The following is a 25,554-nucleotide window of genomic DNA, read 5'->3' as shown; positions in this document are numbered from 1 at the left end:
GCTTGCCCTTATGCAGATTGTGTTGCTTCTAAAAAGTCTTGTGCAAAGCGTTGTAGCACACCACCAGCCGCGTAAATAGAGAGCTCTTCTTGGGTATCGATACGGCACTTCATAGGCACAGTGAGTACTTCACCGTCTTTACGGGTAATACTTAAATTAACGGTGGCACCTGGTTTTAAATCGCCTGATACATCGTACGTTTCGCTGCCATCCAGCTCTAGAGTTTTACGCGTTGTGCCTGCTTTAAACTCAAGCGGTAAAACCCCCATACCAATTAGGTTAGTACGGTGAATACGCTCAAAACCTTCAGCTGCTATTACTTCAACGCCTGCAAGTCTTACGCCTTTTGCGGCCCAATCGCGCGACGAACCTTGCCCGTAATCGGCACCGGCTACAATAATAAGCGGTTGTTTACGCTCCATGTAGGCTTCGATTGCTTCCCACATACGAGTATTAGTACCTTGTGGCTCTAAGCGTGCGTAGGAGCCTTGCTTAACTTCGCCGTTTTCATCAAGTACCATTTCATTAAGTAGTTTAGGGTTTGCAAATGTTGCACGCTGCGCTGTTAAATGATCGCCCCGGTGCGTTGCGTACGAGTTGTAGTCTTCCTCTGGGACGTTCATTTTGGTCAGGTATTCACCAGCAGCACTACTTGCCATAATTGCGTTTGATGGCGATAAATGATCGGTTGTAATGTTATCGCCAAGAACTGCAAGCGCACGCATACCGGTCATTGTGCGCTCACCCGCAAGTGCACCTTCCCAATAAGGAGGGCGACGAATGTACGTACTTTCTGGGCGCCAGTCGTAAAGTGGATCGTTATCTTCACCGTAATCTACGGTTAAATTAAACATCGGCTCGTATACTTTTCTAAACTGCTCTGGCTTAACGCTTTGCTTAATTACTGCATCAATCTCTTCGTCTGACGGCCATAAATCTTTAAGCGTAATATCGTTGCCTTGTTGATCTTGCCCTAGTATCCCTTTTTCAATATCAAAGCGAATAGTACCTGCAATAGCGTACGCAACAACTAAAGGAGGTGACGCTAAAAATGCTTGTTTAGCATAAGGATGAATACGCCCATCAAAGTTACGATTACCCGAAAGCACCGCGGTAGTGTATAAATCGCGATCGATCACTTCTTTTTGAATAACAGGGTCAAGGGCACCGCTCATACCGTTACACGTTGTACACGCAAAACCAACAATACCAAAGCCAAGTTGCTCAAGCTCTGTTAGTAAGTTTGCATCTTCAAGGTATGATTGCACCGCTTTTGAGCCTGGTGCTAATGAAGTTTTAACCCAAGGTTTACGCATTAAACCCTTAGCATTTGCGTTACGGGCAAGTAGTGCAGCGGCAATTACATTGCGTGGATTACTCGTATTAGTACAGCTAGTAATAGCGGCAATAATACACGCGCCGTCTGGCATTAAGCCTTCTTCATTTTCAACAACGCCCGAAATACCTTCTTTAGCTAAATCGCTTGTCGATACACGGCGGTGTGGATTAGATGGACCGGCAATATTGCGCCCCACGCTTGATAAATCAAACTTAAGCACACGCTCATATTTTGCGGTTTTTAAGCTATCGCTCCAAAGGCCTGCTGTTTTAGCGTAGTTTTCTACAAGGGCAATTTGTTCTTCTTCGCGACCTGTTAAACGCAAGTAATCTATTGTTTTATCATCGATATAAAACATGGCTGCAGTTGCGCCAAATTCAGGCGTCATGTTCGAAATGGTTGCTCTGTCGCCAAGAGTAAGTGCGTCGGCACCTTCACCGTAAAACTCTAAATAAGTAGAAACAACACGTTGCTCACGTAAAAATTCAGTAATAGCCAACACAATATCGGTTGCGGTAATACCGGGTTGGCGCTTACCTGTTAGCTCAACACCTACAATATCGGGCAAACGAATATAAGAAGCACGACCAAGCATCACGCTTTCAGCTTCAAGCCCACCTACGCCCACAGCAATAACGCCCAGCGCATCAACATGTGGCGTGTGGCTGTCGGTACCTACTAGTGTATCTGGGAATGCAATGCCATCTCGGTTTTGAATAACCGGCGACATTTTTTCAAGGTTAATTTGATGCATAATGCCGTTACCCGGTGGAATAACGTCAATATTTTTAAACGCAGTTTTTGTCCAGTTGATAAAGTGGAAACGGTCATCATTTCGTCTGTCTTCAATGGCGCGGTTTTTTTCAAATGCGTCAGGATCAAAACCGGCATGCTCTACCGCTAACGAATGATCCACTATTAACTGCGTGGGTACCACAGGATTCACTTTTGCCGGATCGCCGCCTTTGGCTGCAATTGCATCACGCAAACCTGCTAAATCAACAAGTGCCGTTTGGCCTAAAATATCGTGGCACACCACACGCGCCGGATACCACGGGAAATCTAAATCTTGCTTTCGCTCAATTAGCTGATTAAGTGCATCAGTTAACATGGCAGGATCGCATCGGCGTACTAGGTTTTCGGCAAATACACGTGATGAATAAGGTAGCGTGGCGTATGCACCTGGCTTAATTGCATCTACGGCTTCTTGCGTATCGTAGTAGTCGACATTTGAGCCCGGCAGAGGTTTACGGTATTGGGTATTATTAATTATGGTCATGGTAAGGGTTCGCTAATTTGGTGACGGATGTAGTACCAATTTTATGGAGAGTGCAATTGGTATTTTTCAAGAAAGGCTTTAGGTTTGTAGTTGTTTTTATTATATAAAGCATTAAAGCCGTAAAGGTGAGCCATTGGCTCACCTTAGTTAAAAATAATTAACTTCTTGATTCGATTGGTGTGTAACTACGTGCATCAGGCCCTGTGTAATCGGCACTTGGGCGAATAATACGGTTGTTAGCGCGTTGCTCTTTTACATGCGCAGTCCAACCAGTAACGCGGCTCATTACAAATATTGGCGTAAATAATTTAGTCGGAATATCCATAAAGTGATAAGCAGATGCATGGAAAAAATCGGCGTTACAAAACAGTTTTTTCTCGCGCCACATAATCTCCTCACAACGAACAGACACAGGGTAAAGCACGGTATCGCCCACCTCTGCCGCTAGTTTTTCAGACCATTTTTTAATAATTACATTGCGTGGATCAGACTCGCGATAAATCGCATGGCCAAAACCCATTATTTTGTCTTTACGCTCAAGCATGCCCATAACTTCTTGCTCAGCATGCTCAGCACTTGTAAAGCCTTGAATCATATCCATAGCTGCTTCGTTAGCACCACCATGAAGTGGACCACGTAGCGTACCAATCGCACCTGTTACACAAGAGTGAATATCAGAAAGCGTTGATGCACACACACGACCCGCAAATGTAGAAGCATTAAACTCGTGCTCTGCGTATAAAATTAGTGATACGTTCATCACTTGTGCAAATAACTCGCTAGGTGCTTTGTCGTGTAACAGTGTTAAAAAGTGTGCGCCAACAGAGTCGTCATCTGTTTGTGTTTCAATGCGTACGCCATCGTGTGTAAAGCGGTACCAGTAACAAATAATACTTGGGAACACTGCAATCATACGGTCGATTGCGTCGTTGGCTTGGTTAAAATCAAGCTCCATTTCAAGGTTACCCAACATTGAGCAGCCCGTGCGCATTACATCCATTGGATGCGCATCTTTAGGAATATTTTCAAGCACGGTTTTAAGTGCATCTGGTAAGCCGCGTAAGCTTTTAAGTTTAGCTTTATACTCTGCCAGTTCGCTAGTTGTTGGTAACTCACCGCGTGAAAGTAAAAAAGACACTTCTTCAAACTGCGCTTTTTCAGCAAGTTCGCTAATATCGTAACCACAATACGTTAAACCAGAACCACTTTGCCCAACAGTACACAATGCTGTTTGACCAGCCACTTGTCCGCGTAAACCCGCGCCGCCTAATGCTTTATCTACCATGATCTTCTCCTATCTTAAATTTGTGTGTGATTTATTTTAATAATTTTTATTTGTCAGATTTTGATGAAAAAAGGGTGTCGAGTGTGTTCTCGTACGTGTGGTAATCTAAAAAGTCGTAAAGCTCAGAGCGCGTTTGCATATTTTCGATTTGGCTTTGTTGCGAGCCTTCATTTAAAATTGCTGAATACACGTTTAGTGCTGCTTTGTTCATGGCTCTAAATGCACTTAGTGGGTAAAGCACCATTTCAACACCTACATCACTTAGCTGCTCTTTTGTGTAAATAGGTGTTTGGCCAAACTCAGTAATGTTTGCCAAAATTGGAACGTTAATCGCTTTTGCAAATGCTTGGTAATCAGCAAGGTCGTGTACGGCTTCTGCAAAAATAGCGTCTGCACCAGCTTCAACACAGGCAGCTGCACGGTCTATCGCGGCGTTTAAACCTTCTTTTTGAAATGCATCGGTACGGGCCATAATATAAAAATCGCTATCGGTTTTTGCATCAACCGCCGCTTTAATGCGGTCAACCATTTCACCTTGGCTTACAATTTCTTTATTAGGGCGATGACCACAGCGCTTTTGCGCTACTTGGTCTTCAATGTGAAAACCCGCCGCACCGGCCTTAGTCATTTCTTTTACTGTGCGTGCAATGTTAAACGCCCCACCCCAACCGGTATCGGCATCCACAAGTAGTGGTAAATCGCTAGCACCTGTAATACGGCGAATATCTTCAAGCACGTTATCAAGGCTTGTCATACCTAAATCAGGCATACCAAACGAGGCGTTTGCAACACCGGCACCTGAGAGGTAAATAGCCTGGTGACCCATTTTTTCAGCCATCATCGCTGTGTAGGCGTTAATAGTACCTACTACTTGTAACGGACGGTTATTGGCAATAGCGTGTTTAAATTTTAATCCTGCTGACATTACTGTCTCCTCACTTTGAACGGTTGCTACGTGGAGTAACTTATAGTTTTAATCTGTAATTATGACTTTTTAACTGTTTAACTTATTTTTAGCAGCTAAATCGTTTTGAGCTGCTCATACCAATCTGTATGGGTATGAGGTTTATTTAACGATAAGAAAATCGTTCTGTAACTAGGCAATAATTTTTATGTTTAGTGGTTCTAAATAAAAAATTTTTAACGACGTTACGGAACGATTTAATCCGTTAAATTGTTCGAATACTCATATTGATTGGTATACATCAAATTTGGTCTGGATATTTGCTTGCGATGCGCTTATATGGCGCTTCATAAGCATTTCGGCCAGTTCGCCGTCGTGGTTTTCAATGGCGTTAATAATAGCTAAATGCTCATCAAACGCTTTTGATACACGCGGCCCCACCATACCCATTTGTACACGGTACATGCGTATTAATTGATAGAGCTCATTACACAGTAAATGAATTAAATGCGCGTTTTTACTGCCTTGAATAATACGGTAATGAAAATCTAAATCGCCGGCTTCTTGATAATAAGATTCGCCCTCTTTAACACGCTGTGTTTGTAGGTGCTGATTAAGTAATTGCTTTAAGCCTTTTACTTCTTCGGGTTCCATATTGTCGGCAGCAAGCCTGCATGCTAAACCTTCAAGCGAGCTGCGAACTTGATAAACTTCAATCAAACGCTCAGCGGTAAGGGCAACTACGCGACAACCTACGTTAGCTTTACGCTCAACAAGGTAGCAACTTTCTAAGCGATTTAACGCCTCTCTAAGCGTTGCGCGGCTTACACCATAACGTTTGGCAAGCTCAGGCTCTGATATTTTACTGCCTTGAACTATGCTTCCTTCAACAATCTCACGGCGCATATCTACAAATACTTGATCTGATGCGGTAGTTATAGGCGCTTCGTTTAAAAATGTGTGTGTCATAAGTTATTTTTTAGATTGTCGACAATTGATGTGGTTACTATGGGCTTATTAAAAAATCATGTCAACCCTTAAACCTATCAAAATGGCTAAAAAAAACGCTCATTGTCGACACTATTAACCTAAAGTCGCATAAAAATGGTTTTACAATGGACTAAAACAGTGAAGTGTCGACAGCGTAATAAATCAGATGTTACGCTTTTTAGCGCTGAAAACACCTCGCATAAATGCTATTATCGCGCTTTATTTTTATAGTATGAGCTAACGCGTGAACGCCAACACTTTTATTCCTGAGCACTTTATTGATGACGTAAAAACCTATTTACCAGCGCATCTAAACTTAGATGACTTTTTAAATGCGTGTCGTAGGCCGCTCAGAAAATCTATCCGCGTTAATACATTAAAAATTAGCATTGAAGAATTTGTAGAACGTGCAACTGAAAAAAATTGGCTGCTAACCCCAATCCCATGGTGCAGTGAAGGCTTTTGGTTAGAGCGCCCAAACGATGAAGAGCAAAACCTAGCCCTTGGTAATACCGACTTACACCTAAGCGGTGCTATGTACGTGCAAGAAGCAAGTTCAATGCTGCCCCCTATCGCATTAAAACAAAGCATTGAACTCGCAAACTCTCAAAATAATTATGTGCTTGATATGGCATCTGCGCCGGGTTCGAAAACCTCACAACTAGCTGCGCTTATGGATAACCAAGGTGTGCTTGTTGCAAATGAGCTTTCGTCATCGCGCCTAAAAGTACTTAGCGCAACATTAAAACGCATGGGCGTTAGTAACTGTGCGCTCTCGCATTTTGATGGCGTTATATTTGGCAACTACATGTTTGAATGCTTTGATAGCATATTGCTAGACGCACCCTGCTCTGGCGAAGGGACTGTACGTAAAGATGCCGACGCTCTTAAAAATTGGTCAATAGAATCAAACATACAAATAGCCCAAGTACAAAAAGACTTAATTAAAAGCGCATTTTACGCATTAAAGCCAGGTGGCACCTTAGTCTACTCAACTTGTACACTTACCCCGCTCGAAAACCAGCAAGTGTGCGATTATTTACTGAGTGAATTTGGCGACTATATAGCGCCTGAGTCACTCAGTGATTTATTTGAAGGTGCAAGTAAAGCCACTACCGCTGAAGGCTATTTACACGTATGGCCGCAAACATTCGATAGCGAAGGCTTTTTTATTGCTAAATTTAAAAAGCACACAAGTTGCAATAATCCTAATCAAACTGTTAAAAAAGGTGCATTCCCGTTTAACGAGTTTGATAAAAAACAAAGCGCCTCGTTTATGCAATCGCTTAAAAAGCACTTTGACTTAACTAACCTACCTGGCAGCTTAATGCAGCGCGACAAAGAACTGTGGCTATTTCCTGAGAGGTTTGAAGCCGTACAAAACAAAATTAAGTACGCACGTTTAGGTATTCAAATTGGAATTATTCATAAAAACGGCGTAAGACTAACGCACGAGTTTGCAACCGTATTTGGCAATGAGTGTAAAACCAATGTATTTGCTTTAAATAACGAGCAAGCCAATGATTATTTTCAAGGTAAAGATATACGCTTAACTGAGGTAACTCAAACAATAGGTGAAGTGGTATTAACGCTGTGTGGCTGCCCTATTGGGCTCGGGAAATGGCAAAAAAATAAGATCAAAAATTCACTACCGCGAGATCTAGTGCAAAATACTCAGTTAATAAGCTGGGTTTAATAGATATACTTTACAATATATTAACTATATAATACTAAAGTATTTAAATGAACTTAGTATCTAAATAAGCTGAACTAATACATAAAATTAATGATGATTAATTTACTAGCGTTATTACTAAGTCTCATTTACAAAGAATGTATATCAAATAAGGAATACTAGTTTGCAGTTCAGGGAAGATATTAATGGCTTAAGGGCCATAGCAGTTATTGCTGTTGTTTTATTTCATTTTAACTCATCTTGGATGCCTGGTGGATTTGCAGGTGTAGATGTATTTTTTGTTATCTCCGGTTTTTTAATGACAGGGATAATATTTAAAGGTTTAGAACAACAAAAATTTTCTATTTTAAAGTTCTACATGGCGCGTGCAAATAGGATTATTCCAGCGCTCGCCATTCTCTGCATTATATTATTAATTTTCGGTTGGTTCTACTTATCCCCTACTGAATACAAAGCTCTAGGCAAACATGCAGTTAGCAGCGTAGGCTTCATTTCTAATAACACTTACAGGTTAGAATCGGGATATTTTGACACATCATCACATGAAAAGTGGCTTCTTCACACTTGGTCTCTGTCTGTTGAATGGCAGTTCTACATTATTTACCCAATTATTTTAGTACTTTCAAGCAAAGTATTTTCACTTAAAATGACCAAAAGGATGCTTTTATTAGGCACCGTAATAGGATTTGTTTTCTGTGTTTTGGCTACTGACAAATGGCCTACTGCAGCATATTACTTATTCCCATCTCGAGCTTGGGAAATGATGATTGGTGGGGTTGCTTACCTATATCCTAGTAGATTTGGGAGCAAACAAAATAAAGCTTTGGAAATCATGGGTGTTTTATTTATTTTAGGCTCATATTTCTTTGTTACAGAAGAGGACCCATGGCCGGGCTATTTGGCGATATTTCCAGTGTTAGGAGCTTTTCTAATAATACAAGCGAATTCAAAAAACAGCTTTATCACTGGAAACTTACTTTTTCAGAAGATAGGAGCTTGGTCTTATTCAATCTACCTTTGGCATTGGCCATTAGTAGTGGCTATCACTTATTTTTCATTAAGTACAAACTTTATATATATAGGTATTATTTCATCCATCTTTTTAGGTTACTTGAGTAATAAGTATATTGAAAAAATAAGATTTCTTAATGATTTTAATACACCAATTTCTTATCTAAGATCTAAACCAATTATTATCGCAATTTTAACAGTTTCGTTAGGACTAATCGTTTACAGTTCAAATGGTTTCTTTAAATTTTCTCCAATCGAATATCAAAATTTAATTAACGCTTCTACGCCAAGCCCTTACAGAAATATGTGCCATATAAATGAATATAGAGATCCAGAAAAATCTTGCGAGTATTTTGGCTCTAGAATTACTTGGGCAACTTTTGGAGATAGCCACTCAACAGAAATTGCGTATGCAATGGCTTTAAGACTAAAAGAAAAAAATCTTGGTTTAAAGCATTTTAGTTTTTCTCGCTGCAAGCCATCGTATAAAGAACCTGATAGCTTTAGTGTGTGCGCTAAGTGGTACAATGAATCAGCAAGTTATATTCTAGAAAGTGAAGAAATTAAGAATGTAATTTTCAACCATAGATTTACAAATATGCTTTTCGGTGGAACAGCTGAAAATTATCCTGTGATTGATGAACCTACAGTAACGAATGAAGCTATCCGTTTAACAAAACATATGGATGAACTAATTTTAAAGCTTGCTGAAAGTAAAGATAATATTTATATATTCTTACCAATCCCTGAGCTGAATAAAAATATTTTTAAGTTAATTAATGATGCTAGAAAGAGTAATGTAAGCCTTCACGATATAACTAGTACAGATATAAACTGGTACAATAAAAGAAATAATTATATGGTTAATCATTTTAACTCAGCTAATTACCCTAATAATGTACACTTATTGGATCCCACAGATGTTTTTTGTAATAACGAAAAATGTTTCGCGGTTAGAAATGGAATTCCATTATACTTTGATGATAATCATCCCTCTGTTTTAGGTGCTGTTGAACTAGTCAAACTTATAAAGTGAGTAATATTATATTCAAGATAAATATCTTTAAGGGAATAAAAGATGGCCGTCAAAATCCAGTGCCAATTTATTAAACATCTCTCTGGTTATCTTGTTTTTATTTTCATCTAATAATAAATAAAAACCAGCATGCTCATTAATATGGCTATTATTAATTTAAAAACATTTGAATTTTAAATAATGTCATTTTAAAACGTTAAGAAACCATACTGAAAAGATCTTTTGAATGGCCATCGAGCACAACATGCATAGTTAATAACCTGGATCTAAAATAAAGATCACGCACAATTAATCTAATCCTTTGTTATCAATTATACCCGGGGGGAAAAATTAGTTATGCTTTATTGAATAGCTTTACTACACTTTAAAGTACTTTCTTCTTCTCCCTAACGAACCAAGAAAGTGTTTTAGTTAACGCTAGACTCAATTTAGAGTCACCTTATAGCCCAGAGGTTTTTAACCTCTGGGCGTTTTTATTTGCAGTTTTGTCTATAAATATAACGCTGTTTAAGTTTTTTGTAAGCAGCACCAAATTGTAATGACATGCATAAGGTAGGTAGTTGATTTAATTGTTTAGCAATAGTGTAAATATGGTTAAACCGATAACCATATTGGGCAGCCATGCTTAAAGAGTTTACATACAGCGCCTTGTACTCAGGAGGTAAATGCTGCCAATTTGCTAGCGAGATTTCTATAATGCCTAAATGCACATCAAGTTTGTATGAGCCTACTTTTTTAGCCTGATCAATATACTTTAAAACTTGTTTACTTGGACCCTCTTGGTAACTAGTAACTTTAGCTAGCTCAATCCAAGTTTCAGCCCATGAGCTCCTAATCTGGGTAGAATGAAGTAAAAGCGATTGTATCTCTTTATATTCAGTGTCTAGCTTACTTTGCTCAGTTTGAGCTTGATCGGTGTTAGCTAAAGCAAGAAGCTTAATATACGCTAAAAAATGTAAATAATGGGCATGTTCAGGTTCAAGCTCTATAGCTAACTTAATAGCATTTTGGGCTTTGTTGAGCTCATTATTATAAACCTCAGGTGCATCAAGGAGTGAGGTGTTACTGAGTTCTTGAACTGTATTTAGTGAGCTAAAATACCAGGCATTAGCGCGCATACTTTGCAAACTAAAATAACAAATAATGAGTGTCACTATTGCCAACAGGGCAAGTTGTAACCGCTTAAAAGCCAGCTGCTCAAACATCAAATAATACCTCAGTTAAACACTTAGGATTTGTTATAAATAATGTATGCGCCTTACTCTCACCAAGCATGTCGGTTATTCGTTTTTTTGCCTTACTTAAAATAGGTGGCCTGCGTTTTATCGAATGAGCGTCAGATGCAATATAACTAACTAAATCGCCTTTAAGCATATGCTCACAAATGTATTGAGCTTTTTCTCCCCAAAGGCCTTCAATGCTAGACGCTGTTAACTGAAACTCACATCCTAACTGAGTTAGTTTTTCGATGTAAAATAGGTTTGACTGAATATCACGATTTCGCTCTGGGTGCGGAATAATCACTTTTATATTTTGTTTAGCGAGCCAAGTAATAAATTTATCGTACCCTTGAGGCACATGTGAATGAGGTAGTTCTAACAATAAATAATTAAAGCCATTTTTTTTGCCAATAAATGGTAGTTTATTAGTTAAAATAAGCGGCATTAACTCAACATCAAGGCGAGCCTCAGCGGCAACTGCAATATTTATATTAATATTTTGAGCTAAACAAGCTGCTTTTAATAGGGCTAAATCATTAAAAAGTTGGGGAGCCGAATTATTATATCGGCCTAAATGAATATGTGGGGTTGCAACAATATGTGTTATACCGTCGCTTTGCGCCATTTTTAATAGCGCTAAAGACTCGTTTAAGTCTTTAGCGCCATCATCAATACCTGGCAAAATGTGTGAATGTATATCAATCACAATGTAATAGGCCGTTTAAGTATTTTCTGGTTCAGGTTTTTTAGAATAATCGTGGTAGTCGTAGTAGCCATAGCTGTGTTCATCGTTAGACTTACTCATATCCACCTGATTAAGTACCACACCTGCCACGTGCGCTTTTACTTCAAATAAACGCTCTAGGCCAGCCTTAATTGGTTTTATACGGGTAACGTCTGATTTAACAACATATATAACCGAATCAGCACTTTGAGCAATTACTAATGCATCACTCACAGCTTGTGTTGGTGGTGTATCAATAATTATGTGGTCGTACTGAGTTTTAAGGTGTTCAATCAACTGTGTAAACTTAATGTTTGATAATAACTCAAGTGGGTTACTTGGTATTTGCCCGCTTGGCATTATTACTACACCGGACTTTTCATCAATATGAACACACTCACTAAGTTCTTCTGTACCCACTATTAAATTTGTTAAACCAGGGTGATAAACCGGTATTTCAAATCGCTTAGCTATAGCTGGTTTACGTAAGTCACCATCAATTAGCAATACTTTACCCATTTGAGCTAACGATATTGCTAAATTAGAAGATGTTGTTGTTTTACCTTCACCTGGCGATGTAGAAGTAACTGCAATTATTTTATGCTGTTTATCAAGCTGAGTTAAAAGTAAACTGGTACGAAATGTGCGTACTGACTCTGCAAAGCGCCTATACGTTTCGTCAAGGTATGCATGCATAGGCAAAACGCTTTTTTTAGGTAAATTTACCTGCGGTAATAAGCCAAGCATTCGTTGAGCTAACTTGCTTTCAACATCAGGTTTGGTTTTAACGGTATCGTTAAGGGCATCAAAAATAAAGCTCATAACTATTGCAAAAATAAAGCTCGCTACAAATGCCAGCACAACAATAAGCTTTTTATTAGGTTTACTTGGGTTATTTGGTGCATAAGCTCGGTCGGTAAAACGCGCTGCAGCAGAGGTAAAATCGCTTGTTACTTCGGTTTCTTTAGAGCGTGATAAAAACGTATTAAATATATTGCGGTTTGTTTCTACTTCACGTTTTAGCTGGTTGTATTGAGTTTCTTTACGGGTAATATCTTGGTAACGCTCTCTAATATTATTTAAATCATTTTCAAGAGCGCCAACGGTTCTTGTAACCCTATTAAGCTCTTTTTCAATACCCGTAATTAGGCCTTTAATTTGTTTATTAAGATTATTTTTTACTGTAACAAGCTCAGCACTTGCCGATATAATTTTAGGATGTTTAGGGCCATAAACTTCACTTAACTCGCTTAACTTACGCTCAACAGTCACTACGTCACGTTTTACGTTTTGAATAACATTATGCGATGTTATTTCAGGCATACTGCCTAATAACTCAAGGTTATTGTTGCCGTATTCAGTTATAACTCTGTTTATACTCTCTAACTTGTTTTTTTCGTTGCGTGCTTCAATTAACTGAGCCGATATTTGTTCAAGCTCTTGTGTTGCAAGCCCTGCTATACCTTCAATATCAATAAGGTGCTGATCTTCTCTAAAGTCTTGTAAGCGCTCTTCTGAGTTATCGAGCTGAATACGAAGTTGCGATAACCTCGAGTTTAACCAACTAGAAGCCTGTTGAGTTATGCCCATTTTTGCGCGCATTTGGCTTTCTATGTATATATCGCCTACAGCATTAGCAACTAAAGCGGCTAAAGCGGGATCGCTCGACTCATAGCTTATATTTACTAGTTGGGTATTTCTGATTGGTTCAATACCTAGCTTAGATTTATAAATACTCAATAAAAAAAGCATTTTTTGCTCTGCTTTTTCTTCTGCAGATAAATATCTTTCTTCGTTTTTATTTAAAAAAGGCAGTAAGCCTTTCATATAGCCTTTAACTTCGCCCATTAAGCTAGGCTTAGGAATAAAATCGCTGTGTTCTTCTAAATTAAGCTTGGTAATTACTTCTCGGCCAATACTGTCAGATTTAAGTATTTCAAACTGCGTTAAGTAATACTCTTTTTTTGTGGTATCAAGACCATAAATTTCTTCAAAACTAACCGCTTTAGATTGCTCTGATTCAATAAGTAAAGTAGCAGATGCCGTATATTGCGGCACTAGAGTTAAAGCAAACATAATTGTTAATAACGTAACAACTACCGAAAAGCCAATAATACGCCACTTAGCACGTTGTATAACCTTTAGATAAACAGTGAAATCAATAACGTCTTCGTTATCAATTGAATTATTCTCGAACTTATTCATTATTTACTGCCTTTAAAACTGCTTAAAACAAGCGTTGTTCTATTTTTATTGTATCGCCTGCTGCAATTTGGCTATTAAGAGTGCCTTTTTGTTGCTGCTGCTTAGTTTGCTCTTTAAAAATATAAATTTTATCGGTTGATGCCCGCTCAGTTAAACCCCCCGCTAATGCAACGGCTTGGTTAACTGTCATAGCCGGCTGGTAAGGATATGCGCCTGGAGATTTAACCTCACCATGTATATAAAAGGGCCTGTACTCAACAACCTGAACATATACGCTTGGGGTTTTTAAATAATCAGGCTGTAAGCCATTAGCAATTGACTTTTCAACCTCAAAAGTAGTTAACCCAGCAAGCTTAAGCGCCCCTAAAAATGGGTAATTAACTTCACCACTATTGCCTAGCAGTGCAGTTACCTCTAAATCGGGCTCACCAAATACTTTTATTTCTACTTTGTCACCAGGGCCTAACACATAGTCTTGCGCCGTTTGTGCAAAGCAAGCTCCACTTAGTAACAACAAAACAGCACTAAAAAAAAGTTTACAGTTCATTAATTAGCCTTTAAAGCAAACGTAAAGTTAACACCCACTATTACACGATCAAACTCAATTAATGGCTGATTTGAGTTTTTATCAATAAAATCAACATAGGTCGAAATTAAACCAAAGTTATTAGCTAGGTAATTTAAGCCAAGTCGAGCGCTTTTTGTTTTATCATTACGGCCAATATCGCCAGTGTATTGCTCATCAATATAGCTCACACTTGCTACAGAGGCTAAATAATCACTCCAATCGTGTTTCCATTTAACACCATAGGTGCTTTCTTTAATGTAATCGCCTTCAAGCAGTGGATCGGTTGCCGCTCTACTGGTTGTAAAATCAAATGTTGAGTAAGTCAAAGGTTGCCAAGTAATGCCAGCCTCCCAGCTTAAGCCACTAAAGCTTTCACGTTGGTTATCGTCAAAGTCTTTATTTTGGTAACCAAGTTTAAATGACCCTGAAGTAAGTGATGTTGCCTCCCACTCCATACCAAAAAGCACTTTAATATCATCAGAGTTACGTGAAACACCACTAGACTCTAAAACGTCGTATCGGAAGTCGTCACGGGTTACTTCTACAAATAAGCGTGTTGCAGCTTGTGTATTGTAATACCCTTTTGCGCCAATTAGAGTTTTATCGTAATCACGAAATTGTGATGAAGCCCTAAAATTTTGATATTTTTTACTGTAAAAGCCAGAAACCAACTCTAATTGCGCCTTAGATGTTTGCGAACCAAATTTATAAGTACCAGTAATATCTTGTTGTTGGTACTTTATTAGCTCATCAACAATATCACCCAAGCCTTGCGTTAAACCAGAACCACGTGGCTCATACAGCCAATCAGCCTTGCCGCTAATATCAAAAATGTGTCGGCTGGTAATTTCTTTATGTACGCCGGCACCCAAATTCACTTGAGTAAAGTTATCAACAGATTCTTTATTATATAAAGAGCTACTGGTGCCAACGTTTAATTTATAACTGTCGGGACCATCATCTATTACAGCAGCAACCCCTGGCGAAATAGTCCAAATTACGCGCGACTCTTCGTCGGTTGGCGTGTTAAAAACGTTATCGTTAACACTTAGTCCGGTTTGCAAAACCGGGGTGATTTCGGCACCATCTTTGGTCATAAAGCTGCCTGGCGTAAATTCGGCCAATGCAGGAGCTGACAACGTTGCCGACAATAAAACTACAGCACAAGGTATAACTGATTTTTTAGTATGCATTTGCATTTTTAAATCCCTTAAAAATTGTCATAAAAATTATTTTAACATCCAGCCATAAAGACCAATGCTTTATGTAATGTAAATCGTATTCAACACGTTTTTCCATTTTATCAAGCGTATCGGTTTCGCCGCGCCAACCATTAATTTGTGCCCAACCAGTTATTCCTGGTTTAGCTTTGTGCCTAAACATGTAAAACTCAACTTTTTTGCGATACTCTTCGTTGTGGGCAACTGCATGTGGGCGAGGGCCTACTATCGACATATCGCCTTTTAACACATTTATAAATTGTGGTAACTCATCAAGGCTAGTACGGCGTAAAAACCCACCCAACTTTGTAATACGGGCGTCGTTTTTGGTGGCTTGAGTCACCACTGCACTATTTTCGGTTACCGACATTGAGCGAAACTTCCACACTTTAATTTTACGCCCATCAAGCCCATAACGGTCTTGCTTAAATATTACAGGTCCTTTTGAAGTAAACTTAACAGCAAACGCTATAGCAATAAGCATAGGAGATATAAGCATTAAAATAATTGACGACACTATTATGTCTTCGGTGCGTTTAATAAACTCACGAGCACCAATAAAAGGGGATTCAAAAACACTTAGGGTGTCTACATCGCCAACGTGTTCAACACGGGCATGTATTAAGTTTGAGAGTAAAAAGTCAGGTATAAAGTGTACGTCGACCGTAGTGTCGCCAAGTTGTAGTAATAAATCGGCTATACGCTTATCGGCTTTCATTGGGAGTGCTATATAAAGTATGTCGATTTTACCTTCGCGGGCAGCACATATAGCATTTTGAATAGTTCCGGATATTTCGTACGTTTTTACATTATTAAATAATCGTTCGGGTTTACGGTCGTCAAAAAAACCTAAAAACTTAAAGCCAAGCTCATCGTTTTTTTCTATCTCGTCATACAAATAAACAGCAGACTCTGTAGCACCAACTATAGCAACGTTGCGTAAGTTCATACCTAAACTACGGCGATTCCGTTTATATAATTGCACTCCAAAGCGCCATATATATAAATAAACCACACTAAGTAAAAACCACAAACCTAAACCAATACGAGAAAGCGATTCGGTAAACTTAAACATAAAAGATATGACGAATAAAATACTAAAGGCAACAAATAAAGAGCCCCAAGCACATAAAACCATGGTTTTAAATTTACCAGCACGCCAAGAGCGATAAGCAGAAAATATTTCGGCGCAGTATAAAAAGCTTAGAGCAACGGTTAAAAGCGCCACCATATAATGAGCTGTCAGTTCAAAACTATAAAAAAGTGCAGAGCATTGAAAGGCTAAAAATAAAGCAAACATATCGAATAAACGATAAAAACTAGCATCGGATGAGCTATTAGGCTTAAACGTCCTTGACGACTTCATACTTTTAGTCCCTAAGTAAAGTACAGTGAATAAATATCCACATAGTTATAAATTAATATTAACGTATTACTTATCTGTATTCAATAATGCCGCTTGTAAAAACTTAAATTAGTGTAACAGGCCGTAATCAAATTAACCTACGATTGATGAAATATAAACAAATATAAACAAATATAAACATTTAAATTCTGTTTGTATTTAAACTACAAAAACAAACTTTTAACATAACTCCATATACCTAGTGAAAAACCTTCAAACAGGTTAATACCTAACGCCGATTTCAATAAATAAATAAATAACAGCAGTATAAAAAACCCTAAAGTAACTACTGTGGCTTGGGCTATGGCAGAGGCTTTTTTTTCAGTGGTACTTAACTGCCGTCTATTACGACCTGCTAATAATACAAAGTAATATCTGTATTTAAATAATCTAACAACACCTCTGCAATCAACTGTATGAGCTCCCCACTGCCTGGCGCCAATAGCTATTTTAAGGTGAGATAATTGCTCTTCAGTAAAGCTATTTTGTACGCCTTCAGGCATCCTATTTAATAAACCTCTTATTGCCGGATCTTCAGATAAAGTAGGCATTAACTACTCCACGTTGTTAAATATTTAAATAAATGTAACAAGCTAATCACTCGCCCTGTTGGCAATAAAACCTTTAAAAATTGGTAAGTAAAAAATCACCATAGATGGCGCACCGCCAGACATAAAAAACAACATAAAAATAGAATATAAGCATAAAGCAATAAAAACCATTTTATCTTTTTGGTTTTTTAACCCACTACTCTGAGTTATGTACACCAAGTAAGGCAAAAGCAATAAAAATAATCCAACTGTACCTTGCTCAATTAGAGTATCTAAAAAAACATTGTGTGTATAAAGGGCAAGACCTTGATTTATATAAAAATCCCCCATATACGCTGGTAGCATTTTTGGCCCAACACCAAAAATAAAATGAGTCGTAAATATATCCCAACCATTAGTTAATAATGACTGCCTATGCAAGTTGGATATCCACAAAGCTTGCTCTTCATCTAAATAAAGCATTTCAAAGTCTGAATATTCAAAAAAAGTAAATGTATTTAAAAACGACAAATCGTAAAATAATGCCAATAGCAGTACAGTTAAACTACATAAGGCCAGCATTATAAATTTATTTAACGGTTTCACACTGATGAAGATATAAAAAAAGGCAACCATATGAAATGCCAAAATTCCTTTTCGCTCTAAGGAGAGTAATATCACTGGGTACAAAAAAACCAAGGGCTTTAAATAACTTTTATCGTCAAAGTAATAAGCACAACTTATAAGTATTACCCCCGTTAATGCAAAAGCATATTTAGCGTCACCTAAAAATTTATAGCTTGTTAAGTGACCGTGCATTAAGTGATAAACCAGCGTAACAAAACATATAACTAATAAAGTTTTTATAAAAACAACCCTAAACTTTTCAGGATTTTTAGCCGCACTTGAATATACCATGACTAAAGTAAAAAGAATTAGCATCCACTGTACAGTAGCAATAATAGCTTTAGTTAAACCCACTTGCACTAGCGCATTAAAAAAACAATAGATTAAAAAAATACATATATAGTTAAAACCAACGGGATACTTAATAGCTACTTTATTTTTTAATAATAGCAATAAAAAAATAAGAAATACGAAAATAGAGCTAAAATATCAGACAGTCTTACAATAAGACCGCCAGCATCAAATCTAAAGTCAGTAAAATACAAAGGTATTATCATTGCGCTAATTATAAAAAGCACGTATTCAAGGTTCTTTACTTTAATACTAAACATTGTTTAACACACTTTTGTAAATTTTGGTGTGTTCAAAAGCTGTATTAATAATTGAAAAGCTCGTTGCTTTATTAAGCGCAGCTGCAGACTGCTCATTATAATAATTAGTATCATTAACCAGCGTGTTTATTTTAGCAGCTAATGTATGTGCATCGCCTACTTCAAATAAACCTTGCTCAACAACTACATTATTTAAACCTTTAACATTAGTGGCAAATGATGGGAGCCCGGCAGCCATAGCCTCTACTACTGCAATACCAAACCCTTCCCAATGGGAAGATTGTATATAAACATCAAGTGAATCTAAAAAGTTTGGTATATCGTTAACTTGGCCTAAAAATTTAACTTTGTTACTTACACCTAAGCTTAAGGCATAATCTTCGTACTCTGATCTTAGTTCACCATCGCCCGCTAAATTAAGTACAAACCGATCATCAAGCAGTGTCATTAATTTTAGTAGGGTTTTAATATCTTTTTGTGGTGCAAATCGACCAACCATGCCTATATTAATAACTTTAGCGTCAGCACTCAGAGTTTTAGTTGTTTGAGAAAATCGCTCTAAATTAACGCCATTATTTATAACATAAGCTTTTGAGTTGCTTGCTTTAATGCTTTCTAAGAATTTAGTTTTAACGCCCTCTGATATACAAATGATTTTTTTAAACTTTTTATAAATAACGCTTTCAAGGGTTTTTATAAAAGGTAAATCTCGGCGCCTGTAATGTGGGTTATGTTCTGTAACTATTGTTGGCGTATTTGTAAAATACGCAATATAAATTGACGGGTATAAATGGGTATGCACTAAATCCGCAGCATTTAAGCGTTTTATAACACCTAAAAAACCTAAGTCACGCTTATGAAATACCTCTACCCCTAAAGCTTTTAACTCATCAACATATTCGTTTTTACCACGTGTTAAAATCATCTCAAACTTAAAGTCATTATTTTGTAGCGTCATTAAATCTACAAGCAAACGCTGAACACCACCTAAACGCTGCAGGTCATTTGTTATGTGCACTATTTTTTTCATTTATTATCCATAATAAGCTTTAATTTTAAATACACAGTTAAATTACAAAACGCGCCCAATGAGACAGCAAAAGTGAATAAAACTAAATTTTAAACGTTCAACAATAGAGCTATTATATTTAACGAACAGAGGTTTAAACGAATCATTTATTTTTACACATTGCCTATAAAATAAATGTCTGTCTTTTCTATTTTTGATCTTAGAGCCTTTTAGCACTGTTAATAAAGAGAATCTAGCAACCTCTGAAGTAATAATATTTTTATGATCATAAAGCTCAATAGTGTCTTTAACTGAATTAACTAAGTTGAGTAACAATTGAGAATAAGTAGAAGTGCGTAAGCTAGTTGTAGAACCCGCCCTTTTTCTGTAATAAACTAAAACAGAAGATATTTTCACTGTTGTACTGGCCTTCGAAAAAGCCTGGACGTTATAAAAAACATCCTCGTAAATCATACCTTCAGGAAAAATAAGACCATTCAACATGCTTTTTCTGTATAAGCGAGTCCAAACAAAAAAACCACTGTAGAACGGGTTTAAATTTGATGACTCTAATTCTGCTAATGCCAATGAAGTACTAGCTGGCAAAACAGAAGTAAACTCTTCAAAACTAAATTCAATTATGTCATTTTTTGCCGCTGTTACATAAGATGAGAGTACATCCCAATAATTGGAGGCAATTGCATCGTCAGAATCTATAAAACCAATATACTCACCTTTTGCAATTAACAAAGCGGCATTACGAGCAGCAGCTTGGCCTTTATTAACTGGTTGTTTAATTATGGTTGAATTAAATTTTATGACTGATTTATGCTCCAAAATAAAGCTTTCGCAAAGGCTTATTGAATTTTCTGGGCAGCAGTCGTCAACAAAAATAACCTCTACCTGTTCGCTATTAATACCTTGTAGTAAGCTTTTCATTAAATCAGGTATAAATTCAGCTACTTTATAAACAGGGCATATAAGTGATAATTTAATAGGCATATTAAGTATTTTCACCGTTTTTTATTACGCCATATTCTTTTGCGTAGCTTTCAAGCATTACAGGTAGCGAGTATTTTTGTTTATATAGTTCATAAGCAGCATCACCGTGTGACACTGTTTTAGCTTTATTATTAATGTATTCACACATAGAAATAGCCATTGTAGATGCATCACGAATAGGGATTAAATAGCCAGATTCGCCTTCAATTATCAGCTCAGAGCAGCCACCAACATTAGAGGCAATTACCGCTTTTTTACAGGCCATTGCTTCAATAATACTTCGTGGTAAGCCTTCCCAAAAGCTAGAGAGTATAAATACATCAGCTTGAGTTAGTTTTTCAGCAAAGTTATCAACCACGCCACAAAAGTTTATTACCCCTTCAGGAAAGTTGTTAAACAACTGCTTTACTTTAGCTTCGTACTGGCCATCGCCATATATACTTAACGTAAATGGTTTGCCTTGACTTAATAAAGAGCCACACGCTTGAGCGAGCGTAGTGTAGTCTTTTTGATCTTCAAAACGAGCTGCGGTAATAAAGTTGACGGGTTTGTCGGTTAGTTCCCACGTATCGTTAAATTTACCAAGCATACCGTTACGTATAACTAACAGCTTTTTGTCGGGCACGCCTATTCGTAAATACTCGTTTTTATCAAACTCACACACACCTATAATTTTTGAAGGTAAATACGAGAGTAACTTTTCAAGTCGCTCATATTTTTTAAAGCCTTTATTTTCAGGTGTATTAACAAAAGGCACACCATGAGGAATATAATAAGAGCGTTTAAAAGTAAGCATTGCAGCTATACGCCCAAGCGCACCTATTTTAGCTGTATGCCAAGAACAAACTTGTGGGTTTTCCGATATAATCAACCATATTAATTTTAACAATGACCAAATGTCGCTCAGCGGGCTTAAATCTCTTTTTAAATTAGTTAAAACATGCACTTTAAAACCAGCTGCTCGCAATTTAGTTATCGCATCCCCGTCGCCGCCTAGTGCGTATACTACCTCGGCACCTTCGTCTCTAAACTTTTCGCCAATTTGGCAAATATGTTTAAATGAACCAGATACAATAGTATCCGAACGCGTCATCCCTATTAAAACCTTCATCTATGAAGCTCCAAGTAATTTTTTGTAAAGCTTTACGTATTCTTTAGCTATTACATCTACTGTAAAATTTGATGCTATTAATTGCTCAGAAAAAGCTTGTACTTCTCCATTATTTTTATTGTGTAATGCAATACCATCTTCTGTACTTTTAGCAATTTCAACTGCACTAAAGCCAGTTGCAATATAACCGTTTTTATCTGTAAAAATAGCATCACTAGCCCCACTAACAGGTGTCGACACTAGTACCTTTCCAGCTAATAAAGCCTCAAGTAATGAGTTCGAAAATCCTTCAGCCTCAGAGGCATTTACAAAAACATCAAATTGCTTTATAAAATTTACCGGATCGTCAACCTCACCATAAAATTTTATTTTGCTTTGCAAGTTGTTTGCTTCAATATATTTTTTTGCTGCAGGTAGTACACTACCACTACCTATTAAGTGAAAATGCACTTGCTCATGCTTTTTGCTAAGCAATGCAAACGTCTCCATTAGTACATCTACTTTTTTAATTTGTTCTAACCTGCCATGGTAAAAAAGATTTATTACAGAATCATTTTCATCATTTAAAACTGGGCTATCAGTATCAATTAAGCTTTTATCAATGCTATTTGGTATATTAATAATATTTTTAAAGCCAAACTCTTTACAGTTTTGTGCTATAACACCCGATATTGCGACTATTGTAGGGTTTGTTTTTAGTACAAAATCAGTCATTATTGGACCAACAATCTTTTTCGCTTTTAACGCTTTAAAATCCATATGTTGGTTAGAGTTACCTACCTTAATTAATATTGGTTTTTTGAATAATCGCGACAAGCAGCAACCCACAAAAGCACCAAATTTACCTTGGTGACAATGTATTACATCAAAACTTTTGCTATTGAACATACCCCAAATTAATACGCGCATTAACCAATATACCGAAAAGGGTAACCAGCGACCAAGTAAGTCAGGGGCTATGGGCGAATATAAACGTGTTACAGGCACTTCGTTCATTACCTCATTTGCTTTGCCTTTTAACTTTTGGCGTGATGTTAATATATGTACATTAACTCCCTCAGTTTGAATTCCTTTAGAAACTCGCCCGCATTGTTTTTCAGCACCACCAAATACATCCGGCATGTATTGACATGTTAACATTAGTATTTTCATTAATTATCCAACGCTCTCTAAGTTTTTCTTATAAACCCTACTAAATGAGGTAGCAGATGCCCACAAAATTATAGATGCAAAGATACCGAAAAAGAACAAGGTTAAATACCCATAACTAAAGGGAGATAACTTTTCTAATACTTCAAAGAAAAATCGATGAAATAAGAAAATTATAAAAGTTGCTTGAGCTACTATCGTTAATGCTTTTTTTAAAAACTTCCCAATAATAATAGTTTTATAAAAAACCAATAAATACCCTGCGGAACAAAGCCAATAAAAATTAAGGTCGTATGGCCCTATGATTAATAAGCAGGAAAAAGTTAATATTATAAAAGCAAAGACCTTCTTTGAGAATGATTCACTAACTTTTGCATAATAAAAAACCCACCCCATAACAAAAACCCACGCATACAATTGTGGTACTTTATATTTAAGCATATCTAACTCAAATATATAAATACCAATTAAAGCTGAGGAAATAGTCGTCATTAAAAATAACAAAGATAAAACCCAAGGTTTGCTCTTAATAGATCCAAATACCAATGGTAAAACAAGGTAAAGAACTAAAAGCATCTGCAGCATCACCTGCGGATACCATATTGGGAACTTAGAAATCCTATCATTATCTACGAAATTTCTAATAAATAATAATTCATATATATTGAATTTCGATAAAATAACAAAGAAAAAAACAGTTAAAAGTAAAGAAGGTATTGCTATTTTTTTTGCAAACCTAACTAGTGAAATTTTTAAGGATGAAACATCACTTTTACTCATTATAAATTCAGCAAAGTTAAAGCCTGAAATTAGTAATAAAACATTAGCTCCTCCAGCTAAAGATAGACCAAAAAATATTTCTTCAACTGAACCATGAACTTCATAGTACCTATCTATATAGGCATGATTAAAAACGACGGAAATAATTGCTAAAGCTCTTATAAATAAGTTCACATCCATTGTTTTCATAGTTCATCTCCCCTAGATTCAAGTTCGATTAAATCTTGAATACTTAATGATTCCCAGTGCTCTGGAAGAAAACCAATTATTTCATCTAATTCCATGCTTATTGTCACATATGTCATAGAATCACCGCCTAGGTCTTTAAATGAAGCTGTTTCACTAGTGTTATCTGGGAATTCGCGAAAAAAAAGTTTTTTAACAGTTAAGCTTTTATCTAGAAACCCTAGTGTAGTGAAAAGTTCTTTAAAGTAATCTTTCCAAAAAGATTTAGTAAAAATAAATTTAAATATTCTAAAATGATTTTTGTTATTTTTATGCGCTAAAGATTTAATAGATTTGTAATCCACCTTACCATTAGACAAGATTGGCATTTCTTTTAGTTGCATATTTTGAAAACATGTTTCAGGTATGTTTATTTTTTTTGAAAGCTTACTTATAGCAGCATTTGGGTTTGGCACTCCTGTATGTGCTATTATAATTTTAGTATCATCTCCGGTACAAAAAACATCCTGACCTAGGCTATTAAAATACTCTTCTAAATCGTCCAAGTTTATGCGGATACCAAATAACTTAACAAATCGTGAACTCCTCCCTACTATAGTAAACAACCCTAAATCATTAAACTTCGCTATATCACCAGTATATAATTCTGAAACAACCTTGTCTTTGCTCAAGTCATCTAGAGATGAAGCATAGCCTTGCATAACATTTGGACCACGATAGACAAGTTCCCCTTCAACATTAGGCTCTCTGATAATATTCTTTTTATCATCAACTAGTAAAATTTCTCCATTGGGAATTGCAAACCCTATAGAATCTGGGTACTGTTCTACATACTTAGGAGGTAAATAAGATATTCTTGGTGCAGCTTCCGTTTGCCCATACATAACAAAAAATTCTATTTCGTTTTTATTAGATTCTTTACTCCATCTTAGTACATCATCTTTAAACATCTTCCCGCCAGCTTGGGTTATTTGCCTTAAAGAAGGGTACTGGCTCAAATCAAAGGAAATCTTATCAAGTGTCTGAAATATAAATGGAACGCCTGAAAAACTAGTTATATTATGTTTATTTATAAGCTTACCAAAGCTTTCATCCATAGCAGTGTTATTTGTAAGAACTACTGAGGCTCCAACTGACATGTACGAATTCAGTATTGACAACCCAAAAGAGTAATGTAACTTTAAATGCAACAGAGCTCTATCTGAGGGTCTTAGTTCTAAATAATCAGCAATAGCTTCAGCATTACTATCAATATTTGAACCGGTTAATCTAACAAACTTTGGAGTTCCAGTACTGCCAGAAGTAGAAAGTAGCAGTAAAGTTTCGGAGTGCAAAGATAACTTGTCGCTATGCAGTGTTGTATATTCGCCATTTTCAAATAGATAGTTAGGGTTATAAATATCAATTAAATTATTAACTACTGATTTATTATTACTGTCATATAGATATATAATATTACCCGCTACTAAATTACTTAAATAAGCAATAATTGTTTCCAAGTCATTACTTGCCCTTATAAATACTAATGACTTAAAAGGAACTTTCAAAGCACTATTATTTTTTATTTTTTCTGCAAGCTCTCTATATGTAATCTCTTCTGACCCGCTTATTATAGCAACATTTTCGTTGAATCTATCGAGATTTAAAAAAAACATCTTAAACTCCAT

The 25,554-nt window shown here is 36.8% G+C and carries 20 protein-coding genes; 2 read left to right on the top strand and 18 right to left on the bottom strand.

Annotated features, from left to right (window positions below):
* Positions 1-8: 8 nt before the first annotated feature.
* From acnD to P20429_RS11875, 4 genes are all read right to left on the bottom strand, one after another.
* Positions 9-2,618: a Fe/S-dependent 2-methylisocitrate dehydratase AcnD gene (acnD, locus tag P20429_RS11860; protein WP_007582479.1), complete on the bottom strand. Its 2,610-nt coding sequence runs from the start codon at positions 2,616-2,618 to the stop codon at positions 9-11.
* A gap of 157 nt (positions 2,619-2,775) precedes the next feature.
* Complete coding sequence (prpC, locus tag P20429_RS11865; RefSeq protein WP_007582478.1) at positions 2,776-3,903, bottom strand: 2-methylcitrate synthase; 1,128 nt, start codon at positions 3,901-3,903, stop codon at positions 2,776-2,778.
* Between the two features lie 46 nt (positions 3,904-3,949).
* Entirely contained in the window at positions 3,950-4,828 is an 879-nt protein-coding gene (prpB, locus tag P20429_RS11870) for a methylisocitrate lyase (RefSeq protein WP_002962361.1), read from the bottom strand.
* A gap of 261 nt (positions 4,829-5,089) precedes the next feature.
* Complete coding sequence (locus tag P20429_RS11875) at positions 5,090-5,776, bottom strand: GntR family transcriptional regulator (protein WP_007582477.1); 687 nt, start codon at positions 5,774-5,776, stop codon at positions 5,090-5,092.
* Positions 5,777-6,041: 265 nt separating this feature from the next.
* On the opposite strand from P20429_RS11875, the gene rsmF reads away from it, so the two are divergent.
* Complete coding sequence (gene rsmF, locus P20429_RS11880; protein WP_007582476.1) at positions 6,042-7,493, top strand: 16S rRNA (cytosine(1407)-C(5))-methyltransferase RsmF; 1,452 nt, start codon at positions 6,042-6,044, stop codon at positions 7,491-7,493.
* Positions 7,494-7,656: 163 nt separating this feature from the next.
* Positions 7,657-9,540: an acyltransferase family protein gene (locus tag P20429_RS11885; protein ID WP_007582475.1), complete on the top strand. Its 1,884-nt coding sequence runs from the start codon at positions 7,657-7,659 to the stop codon at positions 9,538-9,540.
* Between the two features lie 473 nt (positions 9,541-10,013).
* Here P20429_RS11885 and P20429_RS11890 read toward each other — a convergent pair whose 3' ends face one another.
* The 14 genes from P20429_RS11890 to P20429_RS11955 form a co-directional block, all read right to left on the bottom strand.
* A complete protein-coding gene (locus tag P20429_RS11890) occupies positions 10,014-10,745 on the bottom strand; it encodes a VpsP family polysaccharide biosynthesis protein (RefSeq protein ID WP_007582474.1) in 732 nt (243 codons plus the stop codon).
* The gene (locus P20429_RS11895) at positions 10,738-11,466 is read right to left on the bottom strand and encodes a tyrosine-protein phosphatase (protein ID WP_007582473.1); all 729 of its coding nucleotides are present in this window, start codon (positions 11,464-11,466) and stop codon (positions 10,738-10,740) included. Before P20429_RS11895 ends, P20429_RS11890 begins: the two co-directional genes overlap by 8 nt.
* A gap of 15 nt (positions 11,467-11,481) precedes the next feature.
* Complete coding sequence (locus P20429_RS11900; protein WP_007582472.1) at positions 11,482-13,689, bottom strand: polysaccharide biosynthesis tyrosine autokinase; 2,208 nt, start codon at positions 13,687-13,689, stop codon at positions 11,482-11,484.
* A 22-nt stretch (positions 13,690-13,711) separates the two neighbouring features.
* Complete coding sequence (locus P20429_RS11905) at positions 13,712-14,236, bottom strand: polysaccharide biosynthesis/export family protein (RefSeq protein ID WP_007582471.1); 525 nt, start codon at positions 14,234-14,236, stop codon at positions 13,712-13,714.
* Positions 14,236-15,456, bottom strand: coding sequence for an outer membrane beta-barrel protein (locus P20429_RS11910; protein WP_007582469.1), 1,221 nt, complete (start codon positions 15,454-15,456; stop codon positions 14,236-14,238). Before P20429_RS11910 ends, P20429_RS11905 begins: the two co-directional genes overlap by 1 nt.
* A complete protein-coding gene (locus tag P20429_RS11915) occupies positions 15,440-16,843 on the bottom strand; it encodes an undecaprenyl-phosphate glucose phosphotransferase (RefSeq protein WP_007582467.1) in 1,404 nt (467 codons plus the stop codon). Before P20429_RS11915 ends, P20429_RS11910 begins: the two co-directional genes overlap by 17 nt.
* A gap of 203 nt (positions 16,844-17,046) precedes the next feature.
* Positions 17,047-17,433, bottom strand: a complete 387-nt coding sequence (locus P20429_RS11920) for a hypothetical protein (protein WP_007582465.1) — start codon at positions 17,431-17,433, stop codon at positions 17,047-17,049.
* A gap of 42 nt (positions 17,434-17,475) precedes the next feature.
* The gene (locus P20429_RS11925; protein ID WP_237715154.1) at positions 17,476-18,393 is read right to left on the bottom strand and encodes an O-antigen ligase family protein; all 918 of its coding nucleotides are present in this window, start codon (positions 18,391-18,393) and stop codon (positions 17,476-17,478) included.
* Positions 18,394-18,642: 249 nt separating this feature from the next.
* Complete coding sequence (locus tag P20429_RS11930; RefSeq protein ID WP_007582460.1) at positions 18,643-19,680, bottom strand: glycosyltransferase; 1,038 nt, start codon at positions 19,678-19,680, stop codon at positions 18,643-18,645.
* 42 nt (positions 19,681-19,722) lie between these two features.
* Positions 19,723-20,661 (bottom strand): glycosyltransferase family A protein, encoded by a 939-nt coding sequence (locus P20429_RS11935; protein ID WP_007582458.1) that lies wholly within the window; start codon positions 20,659-20,661, stop codon positions 19,723-19,725.
* Between the two features lies 1 nt (position 20,662).
* A complete protein-coding gene (locus P20429_RS11940) occupies positions 20,663-21,772 on the bottom strand; it encodes a glycosyltransferase family 4 protein (protein WP_033026636.1) in 1,110 nt (369 codons plus the stop codon).
* Positions 21,773-22,924 (bottom strand): glycosyltransferase family 4 protein, encoded by a 1,152-nt coding sequence (locus P20429_RS11945; RefSeq protein ID WP_033026634.1) that lies wholly within the window; start codon positions 22,922-22,924, stop codon positions 21,773-21,775.
* 3 nt (positions 22,925-22,927) lie between these two features.
* On the bottom strand, positions 22,928-23,890 hold the full coding sequence (locus P20429_RS11950) for an acyltransferase family protein (protein WP_007582453.1): 963 nt from the start codon (positions 23,888-23,890) through the stop codon (positions 22,928-22,930).
* Positions 23,887-25,554 (bottom strand): AMP-binding protein (locus P20429_RS11955; RefSeq protein ID WP_050548730.1); only part of this gene is annotated, 1,668 nt, incomplete at its 5' end. The genes P20429_RS11950 and P20429_RS11955, both read right to left, overlap by 4 nt.

This window comes from Pseudoalteromonas sp. BSi20429, from assembly GCF_000238895.1.
Classification (GTDB): domain Bacteria; phylum Pseudomonadota; class Gammaproteobacteria; order Enterobacterales; family Alteromonadaceae; genus Pseudoalteromonas; species Pseudoalteromonas arctica.
The sequence above is the reverse complement of the archived record's forward strand: the minus strand, read 5'-3'. Positions and strand labels throughout refer to the sequence as shown.

Coding starts and splice junctions, on each gene's coding strand:
- acnD (WP_007582479.1), bottom strand. CDS start 2,618: ATGACCATAATTAATAATACCCAATACCGTAAACCTCTGCCGGGCTCA.
- prpC (WP_007582478.1), bottom strand. CDS start 3,903: ATGGTAGATAAAGCATTAGGCGGCGCGGGTTTACGCGGACAAGTGGCT.
- prpB (WP_002962361.1), bottom strand. CDS start 4,828: ATGTCAGCAGGATTAAAATTTAAACACGCTATTGCCAATAACCGTCCG.
- P20429_RS11875 (WP_007582477.1), bottom strand. CDS start 5,776: ATGACACACACATTTTTAAACGAAGCGCCTATAACTACCGCATCAGAT.
- P20429_RS11890 (WP_007582474.1), bottom strand. CDS start 10,745: ATGTTTGAGCAGCTGGCTTTTAAGCGGTTACAACTTGCCCTGTTGGCA.
- P20429_RS11900 (WP_007582472.1), bottom strand. CDS start 13,689: ATGAATAAGTTCGAGAATAATTCAATTGATAACGAAGACGTTATTGAT.
- P20429_RS11905 (WP_007582471.1), bottom strand. CDS start 14,236: ATGAACTGTAAACTTTTTTTTAGTGCTGTTTTGTTGTTACTAAGTGGA.
- P20429_RS11910 (WP_007582469.1), bottom strand. CDS start 15,456: ATGCAAATGCATACTAAAAAATCAGTTATACCTTGTGCTGTAGTTTTA.
- P20429_RS11915 (WP_007582467.1), bottom strand. CDS start 16,843: ATGAAGTCGTCAAGGACGTTTAAGCCTAATAGCTCATCCGATGCTAGT.
- P20429_RS11920 (WP_007582465.1), bottom strand. CDS start 17,433: ATGCCTACTTTATCTGAAGATCCGGCAATAAGAGGTTTATTAAATAGG.
- P20429_RS11930 (WP_007582460.1), bottom strand. CDS start 19,680: ATGAAAAAAATAGTGCACATAACAAATGACCTGCAGCGTTTAGGTGGT.
- P20429_RS11935 (WP_007582458.1), bottom strand. CDS start 20,661: ATGCCTATTAAATTATCACTTATATGCCCTGTTTATAAAGTAGCTGAA.
- P20429_RS11940 (WP_033026636.1), bottom strand. CDS start 21,772: ATGAAGGTTTTAATAGGGATGACGCGTTCGGATACTATTGTATCTGGT.
- P20429_RS11945 (WP_033026634.1), bottom strand. CDS start 22,924: ATGAAAATACTAATGTTAACATGTCAATACATGCCGGATGTATTTGGT.
- P20429_RS11950 (WP_007582453.1), bottom strand. CDS start 23,890: ATGAAAACAATGGATGTGAACTTATTTATAAGAGCTTTAGCAATTATT.